Source organism: Bacillus sp. K2I17 (genome assembly GCF_002209985.1).
Classification (GTDB): Bacteria; Bacillota; Bacilli; order Bacillales; family Bacillaceae_G; genus Bacillus_A; species Bacillus_A wiedmannii.
Genome location: NZ_NJGF01000043.1, coordinates 1 through 15,713, shown reverse-complemented (window position 1 = coordinate 15,713; position 15,713 = coordinate 1). Strand labels below are relative to the sequence as shown.

Genomic DNA, 15,713 nt, shown 5'->3' with positions numbered 1-15,713 from the left:
TCGGAATGTAGTTAGCTGACAAAAGTAGAGAATGCTAGAGAATCCATTAATTAAAAGGAGGAGAAAGCCATGTTAGGAAAATTAGGTGAATTAAATGAGGGTTATAATGTATTAACAGAAATGAACGGTCAATGCAGTGGTATGTTAATGGATATAGGCATATATAAGATGTCTAATGGAAAAGAAGAGTCGCTATTTGATAATAAAAATGAAACGGCAGTACTTTTACTAGAAGGGACAATACGTTTAGAGTGGGAAGGAATGGAACAAGTTATTCAAAGACAGTCTGTGTTTGAAGAAAACCCTTGGTGTTTACATGTATCTAAAAATGTGAAGGTTACAATTACTGCTCTTTCAGATAGTGAAGTGCTTGTTCAAAAAACAGATAATGATCAAGAATTTGCATCCAAGTTATATACTCCAAATGAGTGTCAAAGTGTTGTAGCTGGAGATGGAGTATGGGAGGGAACAGCACAGCGTGTTATTCGTACGATTTTTGACTATAACAATGCAGCATATTCTAATATGGTAGTAGGGGAAGTTATTTCTTATCCAGGGCGATGGTCCAGTTATCCACCACATCACCATGATCAGCCAGAAGTATATTATTATCGCTTTAATAAGCCACAGGGATTTGGATGTGCAATGGTTGGCGAGGATGCATATCGCGTTATACATAATAGCTTTATTACAATTCCGGGTGAGCTAGACCATCCACAAGCAACAGCGCCTGGATATGCCATGTATTTTTGTTGGATGATTCGACATCTTGAGAATAATCCTTGGAATGATCGTATCATGGAGGAAGACCACAAGTGGTTATTAGAACCAAACGCGAAAATTTGGCCAGAAAAGGAATAGACCAAAATAAAAACGAGCAATCCTCTTCATAGTGATAAGGTGCTCGTTTTTTTATTTGTAAGTGGAAAGGAAAATCCCTCTTACTGTTATCGCCGGATTATTGTCCTGCAAACATTTAAAGCAGGAGAATTCTATCAGAAATTATGTAAAATAAATCTTTTATTTTGGTCTGTGTTTTTGACTTGCTAGTTATTCATGGAAAAAATTAGTTTATTGGTTATTGAGTTTTTTTGTAATTTATTTTTTGTTTGTTGTTCTATCTACATCTGAAATGGGTGAGTCTGTTCCGTATAGGTCTTGGTTGCTATCTTTATTGCTATTGATTGGATTATGTTTCATTTGAGATGATGTTTCTAGCATTTGTTCTTGCTCCTTACTAGGGGTATTCAGGGCATCCGATGGGATGCGATTAATCTGTTCGTTTAATAGGTTTTCTTTGTCCATATTATACAGCTCCTTTTTTGAATGAGAAAAAAATAGTGGAATTATTAATAGACACTCCGATATTTTGTGTCTTTGAAAGGAATTATATACAAACTTATATTGCAAAGTTAACTAATAAGAAAATGTTAGTGGTGAATAAAGAGGTACAGAATTGAAATTCGAAAATGTGGTTCTTCTATCTAAAAAGATATGATTTGATATTTTCTTAGTTTTGGTTAGGTAAGTTTATATACTTAAAGTAAAGGGCTTAATTCATTTAAGGGGGATGATAATTTGGAGGTATTTAACTCAGCTGCTCCTGCACAAATAAAAAGTGATTTTTAGTGTTGGATATTTTATTCACCTTAAAATTGCTACTAATTACTTTGATATACTCTTAATTTAGAATGGAATGCAATGAAAGAGAATAATTATATGGTGGTACACGAATGAGCTTGGATGGGATGGTTAGTTGTTTTTTTACGCTGTCTTCGTAAAGTTTGTTGTTTGGGAATAGGATTAATTGATTTATCAGTTAGGTACCATATAATGGAATTGAGGCGTTCTTTAACTAAGTTTAGTTGAAGAAGGAATATATAAACCCAGTATAGAAATAATACCGAAATTTTTAAGCGGAGAAGACAAAATGAAGAATTTATTAATAGAGCCACACTGTATTTTTCCAGCACCAGATATAATAAAAACTGCAAATTTTTATGAACAAAAGATGGGTTTTAAAGCTGTCCAGTATATGAATATCAATCAACCGCACATTTGTTTATATCAGGATACAACGGAAATTATCTTAACTAAGTCTAACAGGCAAAAAGTAATTCCAAATAGGGATTTATATGGATATGGTTATGACGCTTACTTTATCACAAAAAATCAAGAAGAACTTCAAAAAGAGAGTTTATAAAGCCGAATGTGAAAATCGTCCGTTCATTAGATAAAACAGATTACAATAATAAAGAATTTGTAATTGAAGATATAGATGGATAGGATTTGGGATTAAAGCCAGTTAAAGGGAAGAAGTAGTAATTATATTTCCAGAGGATGTAAAGTTAAGGTGAACTATTAATTACATATTGGGATAATCTTAAAAAAAGATTTGCAAAACTCGCATGTTTTTTCGATAGATATGTTAAAGCTTTTCTTCCTTTGAGAATATTCATTGTTATAATGTATGCAGTCTTTCATGTTGTGAAGGTAAGAAAATAATTATTTTCTTACCTTCACAAGGTTTTGTTAAAGATATATTTAACCTCTATTACACTTTCGAACATTTTACATATTTATTATTTGTATTTTAAAATATAATTATAAACGGATTATTAAAAGGAGATAAAATTAAGAAAGCCGGTTACTTTTAGGGATGCAATAGTTTATAATTAAAATATTCATATTAAATAAAAAGTAGGGATGTATATTAATTAAAAGAAATTGGGAAGACACGTACTTTTCAGGTCTTTTCCCTGTTTTCATGATACAAAAATCCTATTACTAATGTTTTTCTGCAAGGGTTATGCTTATATTCTTATTAACAAATTTACGGGGCAGATAAAAGGACGGTATGGTGATAAAGTAATAGAAATTTGTTTTTCAATAATCCAGCTTTCTAGACATGATTTAAGAGAAATATAAGGGGGAATTAGCTTTGAGCAATAAAACCGAAAATATGTATATCACATCTTTCCATGCTAAAAATGTAAGACGTTTTAGGGAGCTTGATATTGAGTTTAATAAGGGTTTTAATTTTATAGTTGGTCCTAACGGGAGTGGAAAAACATCTATACTAAGAGCCTTATCTATGTGTGTATCATCAAACTCTATTGAAGATACAAGATTCGGAGAAGATTCTGAAATTTGGACTGACTTTACATATAATAATAAAAATTATCGCATCGGATTAGCAAATGGTTGGGCAACGACCGAGGGATATAGGAAAAGTAGGATAAAAACCTATGCTCCTCCTCAGTCAGGGTTTGAGAAGCAAGCTTTCAGCTTTAGCCAAATAAATGATTGGGTTCCAGCTTACGCACCACTTTTTATCGGTGCATACAGAAAGCTGGATTATCAGTATGTTAGTGGGATGTCTAGAGAAGAGGTTGCCTCAAGTCAAAGGAAGTATTATCGTGAAGGTGCAGCTGCACGCTTAAACGGTACTGCTATGCCTAATGTTAAACAATGGTTGATAAACAGGTATTTCATTATTGAAAAGGATTGGGCAGAATTTGAAAAAAGAAATTGGGACTGGCTGTTAAAAAACATTGAATGTATAGGACCTAAAGGGAGTGAATTCGCATTTTTAGGGATTGAGAGAGATCTAGAACCTAAATTTAACCTTTATGGTAAAGAAACGTATTTGGAAGAATTGTCAGCGGGCTTTCAATCTGTTTTATCTATGATACTAAGTATTTTTGAATGGATTGAAGGTACGAATGACGGGGAAAACATTTGGGTGGAAGAAGCTATAGGGACAGTAATTATTGATGAACTAGATGTCCATCTTCATCCGGAGTGGCAATTAACTATAAGCGACTCCTTGAGAAGGATGTTTCCGAAGTTACAATTTATTATAACAACTCATTCTCCGCACATTGTTGCAACGGCACATAAAGGTGAAATTATCGTTATCCCTAGTGAAGATAAGATTAATGTAAAGCCAAGTGAAAAAAGTTACTCAGGGTGGAGTACGGACCAAATACTAGAAGATATCATGGGCGTCTCTAGTCTTGAGAATAAAGAATATGCTAGATTAATTGATAAAATATATAAAGAGCTTGATGTGAGAGATTTAAATCAATTTAAACAGACATTAAGAGAAATAGAGAAGGTATCTCATCCAAATGATACAATTACTTCTGTATTAAGAATCAAGTTAGCTGAGTTACAACTACAAGTGGAGGATAATGAAAAGTGATATTTTTAGAGAAACCGACCACTCCTCCTGAAATCTTACAACAGAATTATGAAGAATGGACGAGTAATTTACTTCAAGCAGTAGGACAATATGGAAGCTATAAAAAAATACCAAAAGAACTAAAATCAACTTTAATTGCTCATTATAGGCATGACGATATTAAAAATGCCTTATTTTCAATAAGTAATGAGAAGTGTGCATTTTGTGAGAGCAAACCAGCTGAGAGTGGAAATATAGAGGTAGAACATTATATACCTAAGTCAGAATACCCACATTTAACTTTTGCTTGGAGTAATTTACTCCCAGTTTGTAGGAAGTGTAATGAAGCAAAAGGAACTCTAGATACTCTAGAAGAACCTATAGTGAATCCTAGTATTGTTAATCCGGAAGATTTTTTCAAATTCAATGATATTAGAATGTGTGTAAGAGAAGGAGCTCCAGATAGGGATGTTGCACAAAGAACTATTAGAGAATTAGGATTAAATTCTCCAAGGCTTTTCAGAGCACGAGCTGATTTGTTAATTGGTCTTTCTTCGTATATAGAAAATTTAGAGAAATGGTTAAGAGAAATTGAAAGTAGTGAAACACCGAGAAAGCGGCATAATAGAATCGTGAATCTAAGAGATTCCATGGAATCAATTGAAATGCTGATTAAATCAACTGAGAAATATACGGCTTTTTCAAGGGATATTATTAAAAATAGCAAAGAGTATGAGAGAGCCAAGAGGGTAATTGAAGAAGAGTTATAGGTTATGTATAAAAAATAGTTTACTTTTACATTAATTGCTCATACACATGAATTTGATGCATAAAGGTAAATACCACTACATTCTTTACTTTAATTGTTATCTACATTTAGCATACTACGCATGTGGAAGTTGCTAGTCAGTTAATATTGAAATAAAGAAAAAAGGATTTTTTACAGATTCGTAAAAGTCCTTTTTTTATTTGGGCTAAATAATGGGGGGGATTGTAATATCTAAAAATAAACTCTATTTTTTAACATTATATTACATTAAAATTATAGATATAAATATAATGAGAAGGGAACTATAAATTTGAAATTACATAAAATAGAAATACATAATTATCGATCAATTGTGGATCAGAGCTTTGAATTAAATGATTATAATCTTCTAGTTGGTGCAAACAATGCTGGGAAGTCCACAGTTGTTAATGCAATACTCACATTTTATGAGAAAATCAAATTTAATAAGAAAACAGATTTCCCAAAGACCGGTGCAACTGATAGTGAATCTTGGATTCAAATAACATATGCTTTAAGTGATGAAGAATATGCTAACTTACCTGATGACTATAAGACTAATGAGAAACTTCTTACCGTAAGAAAACTATTAGAGTCAAAAGATAAGCAAAGGTTCGCTAGTAATCAAAGTAACCTCTATGCAGTAATTAACGGAAATTTAGAGGGAAAATTATTCTTTGGTGCTAAAAATGTGGGGAATGCTAAATTAGGTGATGTTGTTTACATTCCTGCAGTAAGTTCCGCAAGTGATAGTCTGAAAATGAGTGGTCCTTCTCCATTGAGAGATACTATAAATTTTTTATTTAAGGAAGTTGTTGACCAACATCCAAGTTATCAGGCTTTGACGAAGGCATTTACTAACTTTAATGCTTTTGCTAATCAAAAGAATGGAGTATTCGATAATATCGTAAAATCGTTCAATCAAGACATAGAAGAATGGGATATTTCTTTCAAGCTCAAAATAAATCCAATCTCACCAGAGGAAATTACTAAAAGTTTAATATCTTATCATTTTAGTGACGGTAACATTAATAATGAAGAATTTAACATTGAACAATATGGCCACGGATTCCAAAGGTCTGTGATATTTAATTTAATCAAAGTATCTGCTAGTTTTAAAAAAGAAAAGAAAACAAAGAAGAAGGAATTTAATCCTAAACTTACTATTTTATTGTTTGAAGAACCTGAGGCATTTCTACACCCTACTCAACAAGACCAATTAGCTTATAATTTAAAGGTCTTATCACGACAAGAAGATTATCAAGTTATACTCACAAGTCATTCTTCACTCTTTATTGGTAAAGCAACTGAAGAGTTAAATCAAATTGTTAAAATTAATAAAAAAGAAGGCTTATCTTATCTTCATCAGCCTAGCAAAATAGAGCTAGGAGCTTTTTTTAACTATGCTGTAGATTTTAAGGTATTGCTTGATGGAGACTTGACTGAATTAGACAGTGAAGAAATTCTTGCTCAGGAAGAAAAATTCAGGTATCAATTATGGCTTGATTCTGAACGAGCTTCTATGTTTTTTGCTAATCATGTAATTATCACAGAAGGAGCAACAGAAAAAATACTAATTGAATACTTAATGGATAATGAATGGGCAGATCTAAAAAAATATAAGATTTATGTGTTAGATGCTATGGGTAAATACAATATTCATAGATACATAAAACTTTTAAGTCTATTTGGGATTAACCATTCGATAATCTTAGATAGCGATTCACAAGCCAAAGGTAATAATCTCATAAGACATCAAAAATTAAATCAGCATATAGCTGAATGTATGACTTTTTGTACTACTTGTGAACCACATTTATTTGATCCAGACCTTGAAGGTTTTTTTGAATTACCTATGCCTAAAAAAGATCGTAAACCCCTTGCGATGCTGAAGGCTGTAACAGAAAATTTTATTGCACATCAAAAGCTAGTAGAATTTAAAAATATAATCGTTAAACAATTAGTAAAGGAGCTACCAGAGGAAATTTCTGACCAGTTAGAAGAAATCCTTACTCCTTAACAGTGAATATATAATACAGGACCTGAATGATCTTCGTGTTCTGTATTTAAATATATATTTACTTACTGAATGGTATTATCACAGTATATAAATTTAATGAAGCCATTGAAAAAAATTGATAGGAATGATTTTTTTGAATAAGAAAGAATTAATTCAAGAATTAGAGAGTATGGACTCATCATTATTTCAGAGACTTGGTGACAAAATTCTAAAATATTATAATAAAGAATACGATTATCTAATTAATAAAGGTAATCATTTGTATAAAAATAAAACTGTTAAAGGTACGCCTGACTCATATAAGGAAGTTACTGGACAGATTATAGCTGTCCAGTATACAACAGTAGAAAAAGATTTGAAAAATAAAATGCTTGATGACCTAAAAAAAGTGATTGAGTGGGAACAAAGCAAATCTGTTTCAAAAATTGTTCTTGTAAGCAATTCAAGATCAAAAGATGAAATTATAAATGCTTGTAAACAAGAATGCAAAAAGATGAACTGGGAAGTTGATTTTGTTTGGTTAGAAACACTAATTGAAATTATAGAGGCGAACTTTGATGCAAAAGTAGAAGCTCAAGATATACTAAAGCTTGACATTAGTAAAATAAAAAAGATAGAAGATTTTAATTGTTATTATAAGAAAATTTATAAAGACTTTATTCGAGAGAAAGTGTCAAAAAGTAGTAAAACTATATTAGGATTGACTAATACAGAATTATTTCATGTTGATATTACCGATTCAAGTAAAACGGAAGTAATTAACTATGTTGGTTTTACACGTCAGAGCTGTGCTTTGCTTATAGGTAGTGGAGGTACTGGAAAAAGCATGTTTATGAAAAAGTCTTTTTTACAGTCCCTAAATATTGAGAAATATTCTATATTCATAGATTTAATTAATTATAATGGTGAAACTTTATGTGAAATAGTTAAACACAACATAGAATGTAAAGGATATTCAGTGTCAGAAGAATTAATTCTCCAATTATTGGACAGAGGTGAATTTCAACTATTTTTAGATGGATTCGACGAGATAAGAGACAATGAGGTTGATCACTTTTTGAGCAAATGTATCAGAGATAGCTATTTAATTAATAATAAATTTTACATTAGTAGTAGAAATATTGATAATTTAAACCATTTAAAATGTTTAAATGGTTATTCCAATAAATTTTATATTAACCCTTTATCAAAGGATACCATTATTAGCATAATACTAAAGTATACAAATTCGGAATACGAAAGGAATACCTTAAACGATTATTTAACTGATTCAAAAATTAAAGTACTTTTAAAACCACTATATTTAGGTATGCTCATTAATTATTTAGAATCCAACAACAATTTAATTGAACTAATTCAGAGCTTTGAAAATGATTATGAATTATTAAGTTATTTAATGAATAATATATTGAATTGGAATGATAAGAAAGTTAATAATTTTACGGATGAGATTAAATATATCTTGCCTATAATTGCATTTAAAGCAACACAAAACTATAACTTATTAATAACTGAAAAAGAATTTAATGAGTATATCAAAAATGGTTTAAATGAATTAGGTGTAGAAATAGATTTAGGATATTTATCCAAGTTAAAGAAAATAATTATAAATTATGGATTCATAGAAAAACAAAATGATGGCTTATATAAATTTGAGCACAAAAACTTTCAAGATTATTTTGTTGCGAAATATTTACTTAGCACAGGAGAATTGGAGTTAAAGGAGATTACTTCCAATTTATTATTTGAAGACTCTTTTTTATTAATTGCAAAATATGATATCGGTTATATTGAAGATCGGCTTAGTGATATGAGTATAAAACTTCTTGATAATATTTATGCTCATATGGATAACACTACTCTCTCAAGTAGTGCTAGGCGTTGTATTAAAAAATGGTTTGCGAATAAATATGAAGAAGATATAACAGTAAAAAAGCTTATTGCAACGTATTATAATAGCAACGGACTTATAAGGCTAATTATACAAGAGCTGAAAAAGAACAAGGATTATAATTTTTTGTTGACTAAAGAAAATCACTTATCAACAGTATTTGATATTTATTTAGAAAGTCAGGCAAAATATTCAATTGATCTTATAAAACAATTGTTAGAATTAGGAAAAGAAGGAAGGTTACATATCTTATTTTCAATTTATGCATTAGCTCCAGCGTTTTCATGTAATTATAAATTTTACCATGATGAAGCATATAAAGAATCATTTACTGATATTGAAAATTATTTCATCGAATTACTTAGCAGTAAAGACGAGGAGATTATTTATAACGTTCTTTATTGTATAAAGAAGTATTGTGGAAAAGAGGTATTTGCGGGATTCATTGGGATGAAAGATGGTAATGTTGACAGAATAATAGAATTTATAGAGAAAGTTCCCAAAAATATGAGCGAACGAGTTAATGAGGAATTAAAAGAGATTGAGGAATCCCAGAATACCTCAGACGCTCTAATAAATAAACTAGAATTATTGAGAAGAAGAGTCGAAGACTATAGAACTGATAGTGATCCATTCTTAGCTGAAGATTTAATAATTTTCTTTTTTGATCGAGCTAGCTTTATATTTATAAAAGATTTTCTTACTGAATTTGGTGATGAAAAAATAAATCGTATTTTTATTGATGGTTTAAAATTAAATACTGTTGAAGATGAATATAAGTGTAATATTTTAAGGTATTTTAATAAATATGATAATTATCATGTACTGAATATAGTGAGTACTATGCTGTTGTATTCATCAAGTTTTAGTAAAGGGAGATATATAAGAGAAGAAAGCCTTATGAGTTTATGTAGCAAAATTACTCCTAGGAAAGTAAGTGAACTCATTAATCAATTTGAAAACGCAAATGCTAGAGAAACAAAATTGTTTATTTTATTTGGGATGTGGTCAACTTATAGTAGCTATAAGGATGATGAAATATGTAAGGTTGAAATGTTGTATCCGTTTATAAAAAACTTCAAAGATGGTTTGAGGAGCATAGATGAGTTAGAAGATTTTATGGATAATTGCATAAATATATGGAATAGTTCTCTTATAATAAAGGATACAGATTTAGGGATTAATAATTGTTATAGGTTTGAAAATTTTGTACACTTCTTGCTAAAAGAAGTAGATAAGACTTTATTAGATGAACTCTTTATGTATGTTTTAGATGAAATTAGTAAAGGTTCAATAGATGAAAAAACAAGTAAAAATCTAAAAGATTATAAAAGTAAAGTAGAAAATTTTGATTCAATAATATTATGGATGATGAAAGAATATTCAAAGGGGAAAATTGATTGGTTAAGGCTACTTGAGGATAAAAATAGTAACTTATTAAAAAAGAACATTAAAGAAATCCACAAAAAAATCTTTAGTTGAAGATAAAAGCTCAAAATTTTTTAGAGGCCAGTTCTATAACTATTGATGAAATATTTATTAATTAAAATCAAAACTGTGCTGCTAAAGGTTGGATATAGCCAAGATTCTCTACTTTGATGAAAATTATGTTTAATTTTAGTTACAATTACCAAGATAAATTGATGAAAAAGGAATCCAAAGAGAATTTTTAGGTGAATACTACTACATCAACATTATTATATTTTATCTACACCCAGCACACCAGTCATATGGTAAGTGGGAACGTAGTCTACACCTAACATATTTTTAATGTTACTTTCAGAATTGAAAAGTATGAATGTTGAGTGAAAGGGATGCAGACTGTTGAAAATATAAAAAACGTATAGTACAATGAGGTTGTAAGCTAGATTATAATGAACAAGAAGTCGGGTGGTTCTGATTCTCGTTCTATTGATAGGTCGAAAGTTCTTTGAAAAGTCTTGGTTTGGTCACCAAGGCTTTTTTTCGTATTTCAGAAAGGAATAAAAGCACTTTATGTCGCAATACTATATAGAGTAGTATGCTAGGTTTCAACGTCTTTGCACTTCAAAATGATACTGCATTGGTCATGTGCAATGAAAGTATGGTCAGTACTTCACCTTGAAACCCAATCATAACTACAAACTAGGCTTTGTGTCGCTATTTATAGCGGCACTTTTTTATTTAAGAAGATGTTTTACATATTCAGTTATACCTTTACCTACTTCACTTTTAGTGAAAAAATAATGCACATTTTTAAGGAAACTGAATGCTGTAACGATTGTACCAAAAGAAAAAAGACGCTTACGTTTCTTTTCTCTCTCCGAACGTTTGCGGGCGGTTCTAGTATTCTCCACGTTCTATTGTCACCTCCTCTATAAAAGAGAAGGACAAAGACGGCACGTATTCAGTGTACAGTGTATGACAAGTCTCGACAAGAACTTATTTTCTATCATAAAACATTCGAATATGTGGGGTAAAGTGAATAGAGTTGACTCCATATTTTGAGGTGAGGGTGGAATTTTAGAGTTAAGGGTGCAGCGGGGAAAGTAAAAATCAGTTTGACTTGCTTAAGGTAATTTGGTTAAGTGATGGGGCAAGTAATGAAAGTAGTAACAATCGAAGAAGAGGGAGACAGTTCTACTAAATATGTGGTATTTGAGTAACCAATAGTAAATGGGAAGAAGGATGTTATTTACGTTTTCTTAACAAAGGGACAGGTATCTGATTCTATAAACTGTAGAGGGCTTCCATACAGTTTATTTTACGTGATTCCGGATCCATTGTTTGTAACAAAGTGATTCGTTATACAGGTGCGAAACAATTGATTGTGATAGATGTAAAAGAGGAAGAAAATGACGTATATATAGGGTTTGAAAATAAAGGATCGCATATTGCAGAAGAAAACATAGATAAAATATGGGGTCAGTTCTATAGAGTAGATAAATCAAGAAAACGTGTTTGCGGTGGTACAGGTCTTGGGTTGGCCATAGTAAAAAATATATTGGAATTACATGCTGCTGAGTACGGCGTAATGAATACGGAGGACGGTGTACTTTTCTATTTCCGTTTAAATAAGTGGGATGCAGAGCAGTAAGATATGACGGTCTTGTGTGAGTCATTAATGAAGTATAAAAGGAGTTTAAAAATGGTTTTCATGACACAAAGATGCGAAGTCTCGGAATAGACTTCGCATCTTTGTACTTAACGCAAGTTTTACGAGAGATTAAGTATATATAGATTATTAAGCAAGAATAGCATTTAAAATTGAAACTTTATTTGTCGTAAATAATACATAATTTTGTTTTACCGTTTTTATTAAAATACGGTCCGTTGTTCCATATGCAGTTCCAATACGGATTGCACTAATATCTTCAACACCCGCATAGGTAGCATCTTCGGTTACCTCTATCACATCACTTAATGGAATCGTAATCTTCGCCAATTGCCATGAAATAATTAACTCTTCTTTTGTTTGTTTTAACATGAATACCTAGCATCATACCAAGACCTTTCTATAATAGAATGCTACACTTCTAATCTTATTATACAAATTTTTAGATTATTTTTCTATATGTAGGAATAGAATTGGTTTCTATGTGTTAGTATCTTTAGCGTGTCAAACGAATAGGAGGATATGCTGTCTTTCTATTAAGAAATATGTTAAGAACAAAAGTTCACTTCAAATTAATATGAATTTGATATGGTTGTAGTATTATGACCGAGAAACATTAAGAGTGGCAGGAAGGAAATGAATTATGAGAATTAAATTAGTAGGAATTTTTACTTGTATGATTGTGATAGTAGGTATCTTTATCGTTTACACCAATCAATCTATTGGTAAAGAACCAATAAAGACAAACTATGAAACTCGTGAAAACTCCATAAATAGAGAGCGAAATGGTACTTCAAATAACATAGCGAGTTCTTTTGCTAGTGTACAAGCTGTAGTTAATAAAGAATATGGATTGCCTGAAGACTATAAACCGGAAGATTTAGTTGTACCAAATGTACCATTTTCATTCAGTGGAACGCTAGAAAAGAGTTACCTTCGTAAAGAGGCAGCAGAAGCACTAGAAAGGTTATTTGATTTAGCAAAGAAAGAAGGAATCCAGTTGAATGCTGTTTCTGGGTTTCGCTCCTATGATTATCAAAAAAACCTGTATGCAAACAACGTAAAAAGAAAAGGACAAGAGCATACAGATCGCTTCTCGGCAAAGCCTGGACATAGTGAACATCAAAAAGGATTAACAATGGATGTTTCTTCTAAAAGTGCAAATAATGAGCTAGAGCTAGTCTTTGCGAATACGAAAGAAGGAAAATGGCTGAAAGAAAATGCGCATCGTGCAGGATTTATTATCCGTTATCCAAAGGGTAAAGAGAGTATTACTGGATACGCTTATGAACCGTGGCATATTCGCTATGTAGGGGATATTGCTGAAAGTATATATAAGAAAAAACTGACTTTAGAAGAATATATGAATCTGTGAAAATAGAATTGAAGAATTAAATTGGTTTGCGATAGCAGTAAGAGTGTAAAAGATAGGGGTATGAAACAAGATATTTCTTAATACTTTTAAAGGGTATGCCATGGGATTGTAAACTATACTACTATTTTAGAGATGAAAGATGGTGAGTAATATCTTTACAGTAATGTGAGGTGTAGGATCTTGCGTCAGGTGCAGAATGATAAGTATTAGGTTAATATAGAAATCAGAGAGCAACGAAAAAGAATATAAATATCACGTATTCGGTTTTTCACTAAATAACAGGGCATCATTCTAATTAGAATAATGCCCTGTTATTTTTAGTATAATCTATTGAAGTACTTTTTCAATTTTAGGCATTACAGCAATTGGTGGTAAAGATTTGGTCCATGCAGCAGCATAAACATTTAACTGTTCACCTATAGTGTAATTTTCACCATCTGAAATAGGAACCCTTAAAATCTTATTTTGATTTACTAACTCCCACCAATCATTTTGGTAAGCGAGAGCTTCATCTTTTGTAGATGTAGAAGCAACCACTAAATAATTGTTTTCTACTGAAATGACATATCCAGTAAAAGGATCTTGTTCTTGTTTATGAATAGAATAAATAGGTGCAGTGCTTACAGACGCCTTATTAGAATCTGCAAATGCCGGTGTTAATCCGAAAGTAAATCCACATCCTAATGTTAAAGCTGTTACGGTTGTTACTAATTTTTGTTTTTTTGTAAACATAATACATATCCCCCTTATATTTTATCCCTACACTAGCAATTTTCTAGTTCTTTCATATAAAACCTTTTAATATTAAGATGTTTAACAGTTCTGTCACATATAATCCATAAATGTTAAAATTATCCGTTAATGGAAGTGGATTTGTGTTATAATTCACTAGGTGAAATATTATTATTACATTCATCCCCTGATGAATGTATACCCTTCCTTAATTGTAAATATGTTTGATTTTATTGGTGAAGGGGGAGGAAATCCCTCTTCTTTTTTTGTTCCTTCTAAAGTTCGAAGGTGCCTTGAGTAATAAAATTTGATTTTTTTAACGAATTCCCCGAAAAAATTCTCTTTCCTCAAGCGTGTGAAGTGCGTAGACCAACGGTAGGTGGGAGATGAATTTCTGTTTGGCGTAGCCAAAAGGTTTTGCATTTTATCATTTTAGACAAGAAGACTCCTTCCTCAAGGAACGCGAAGTGGGTAGGTGGGAGATGAATTGGCTTCGGACAAGGGATGGCAGGAAGCCATCTTAATTGTTCGACATAAACAAACTGTTATTACACTATCTATCGAATATACGTTTGTTGTACAATAGACATATATCCAAAAGGAGGTGAAATGATAATGATTAATAAAGCATATAAATTGCGTATCTATCCAAATCAAGCACAAGCAATTCTAATCAACAAAACGATTGGTTGTTCCCGCTTTATATTCAATCATTTCCTATCCTTATGGGATCATGCATACAAAGAAACAGGAAAAGGTTTGACATATATGGTACATGCTCTGCCAAACTTCCTGCCATGAAGAAAGAATTTGTTTGGCTAAAAGAAGTGGATAGTATTGCGATTCAGTCGTCTGTTCGCAACCTTGCGGATGCTTATACACGCTTTTTTCAAAAACAAAACAGTGCCCCGCGTTTCAAATCTAAGAAGAACAACGTACAATCTTACACCACAAAACAAACAAATGAAAACATTGCCGTTATAGGAAACAAAATAAAATTGCCAAAACTAGGTCTTGTTCGATTTGCCAAAAGTCGTGAAGTAAAGGGACGTATTTTAAATGCTACAGTTAGACGGAATCCTTCTGACAGATACTTTGTGTCATTGTTAGTTGAGATAGAAGTGCAGGAACTACCGAAAACACATTCTCACATTGGAATAGATGTAGGACTAAAAGATTTCGCCATTCTGTCAGATGGAAAAACCTATGAAAATCCGAAGTTTTTTCGATCGTTAGAAGAGAAGTTGGCAAAAGCACAGCGTGTTCATTCTAGAAGAACGAAAGGATCTTCTCGCTGGAATAAACAACGAGTAAAAGTAGCTAGAATTCATGAATACATGGAAAATGCTAGAAAAGATTACTTGGACAAAATCTCTACTGAAATCATCAAAAACCACGATATTATCGGTATAGAAGATTTGCAAGTATCGAATATGTTAAGAAATCGTAAGTTAGCAAAAGCGATTAGTGAGGTATCATGGTCACAGTTTCGAACTATATTGGAATATGAAGCAAAATGGTATGGCAAACAAGTCATTGTCGTATCAAAAACATTTGCTTCAAGCCAATTATGTTCTTGTTGTGGATATCAAAATAAAGACGTTAAAAATCTAAACCTACGTGAATGG

At 31.5% G+C, this 15,713-nt stretch carries 10 protein-coding genes and 3 pseudogenes; 9 read left to right on the top strand and 4 right to left on the bottom strand.

What is annotated here, in order from left to right; translation table 11 throughout:
• Nucleotides 1-69: 69 nt before the first annotated feature.
• Entirely contained in the window at nucleotides 70-861 is a 792-nt protein-coding gene (locus CER22_RS27025) for a 5-deoxy-glucuronate isomerase (RefSeq protein ID WP_088610086.1), read from the top strand.
• A 237-nt stretch (nucleotides 862-1,098) separates the two neighbouring features.
• Here CER22_RS27025 and CER22_RS27020 read toward each other — a convergent pair whose 3' ends face one another.
• Nucleotides 1,099-1,305 (bottom strand): hypothetical protein, encoded by a 207-nt coding sequence (locus CER22_RS27020; RefSeq protein ID WP_088610085.1) that lies wholly within the window; start codon nucleotides 1,303-1,305, stop codon nucleotides 1,099-1,101.
• A gap of 625 nt (nucleotides 1,306-1,930) precedes the next feature.
• Between CER22_RS27020 and CER22_RS27015 the strand changes: the two genes are divergently transcribed.
• The 5 genes from CER22_RS27015 to CER22_RS26995 all read left to right on the top strand — a co-directional run bounded on the left by CER22_RS27015 (nucleotide 1,931) and on the right by CER22_RS26995 (nucleotide 10,366).
• Entirely contained in the window at nucleotides 1,931-2,203 is a 273-nt protein-coding gene (locus CER22_RS27015; protein ID WP_256943745.1) for a hypothetical protein, read from the top strand.
• A 738-nt stretch (nucleotides 2,204-2,941) separates the two neighbouring features.
• On the top strand, nucleotides 2,942-4,207 hold the full coding sequence (locus CER22_RS27010) for an AAA family ATPase (protein WP_088610084.1): 1,266 nt from the start codon (nucleotides 2,942-2,944) through the stop codon (nucleotides 4,205-4,207).
• Nucleotides 4,204-4,956 carry an HNH endonuclease gene (locus tag CER22_RS27005; protein ID WP_088610083.1) on the top strand — a complete coding sequence of 251 codons (753 nt, stop codon included), beginning with the start codon at nucleotides 4,204-4,206 and terminating at the stop codon, nucleotides 4,954-4,956. Before CER22_RS27010 ends, CER22_RS27005 begins: the two co-directional genes overlap by 4 nt.
• Nucleotides 4,957-5,265: 309 nt before the next feature.
• Nucleotides 5,266-6,993, top strand: a complete 1,728-nt coding sequence (locus CER22_RS27000; protein WP_179211941.1) for an ATP-dependent nuclease — start codon at nucleotides 5,266-5,268, stop codon at nucleotides 6,991-6,993.
• Between the two features lie 133 nt (nucleotides 6,994-7,126).
• Nucleotides 7,127-10,366 carry an NACHT domain-containing protein gene (locus tag CER22_RS26995; protein ID WP_088610081.1) on the top strand — a complete coding sequence of 1,080 codons (3,240 nt, stop codon included), beginning with the start codon at nucleotides 7,127-7,129 and terminating at the stop codon, nucleotides 10,364-10,366.
• Nucleotides 10,367-11,043: 677 nt separating this feature from the next.
• Here the strand turns inward: CER22_RS26995 and CER22_RS33285 are convergent.
• Nucleotides 11,044-11,220, bottom strand: coding sequence for a hypothetical protein (locus CER22_RS33285; RefSeq protein WP_168216128.1), 177 nt, complete (start codon nucleotides 11,218-11,220; stop codon nucleotides 11,044-11,046).
• A 443-nt stretch (nucleotides 11,221-11,663) separates the two neighbouring features.
• On the opposite strand from CER22_RS33285, the pseudogene CER22_RS26990 reads away from it, so the two are divergent.
• Nucleotides 11,664-11,960, top strand: a pseudogene (locus CER22_RS26990) (ATP-binding protein); the annotation flags it as partial.
• Nucleotides 11,961-12,107: 147 nt separating this feature from the next.
• On the opposite strand, the pseudogene CER22_RS26985 reads toward CER22_RS26990, so the two are convergent.
• Nucleotides 12,108-12,363 (bottom strand): annotated as a pseudogene (locus CER22_RS26985) (SunI/YnzG family protein).
• Between the two features lie 258 nt (nucleotides 12,364-12,621).
• Between CER22_RS26985 and CER22_RS26980 the strand changes: the two are divergent.
• Nucleotides 12,622-13,353: a M15 family metallopeptidase gene (locus tag CER22_RS26980; protein WP_088610080.1), complete on the top strand. Its 732-nt coding sequence runs from the start codon at nucleotides 12,622-12,624 to the stop codon at nucleotides 13,351-13,353.
• Nucleotides 13,354-13,680: 327 nt separating this feature from the next.
• Here the strand turns inward: CER22_RS26980 and CER22_RS26975 are convergent, their stop codons facing one another.
• The gene (locus CER22_RS26975; protein ID WP_000494391.1) at nucleotides 13,681-14,085 is read right to left on the bottom strand and encodes a DUF3221 domain-containing protein; all 405 of its coding nucleotides are present in this window, start codon (nucleotides 14,083-14,085) and stop codon (nucleotides 13,681-13,683) included.
• 615 nt (nucleotides 14,086-14,700) lie between these two features.
• On the opposite strand from CER22_RS26975, the pseudogene tnpB reads away from it, so the two are divergent.
• Nucleotides 14,701-15,713 (top strand): annotated as a pseudogene (gene tnpB, locus CER22_RS26965) (IS200/IS605 family element RNA-guided endonuclease TnpB); the annotation flags it as partial.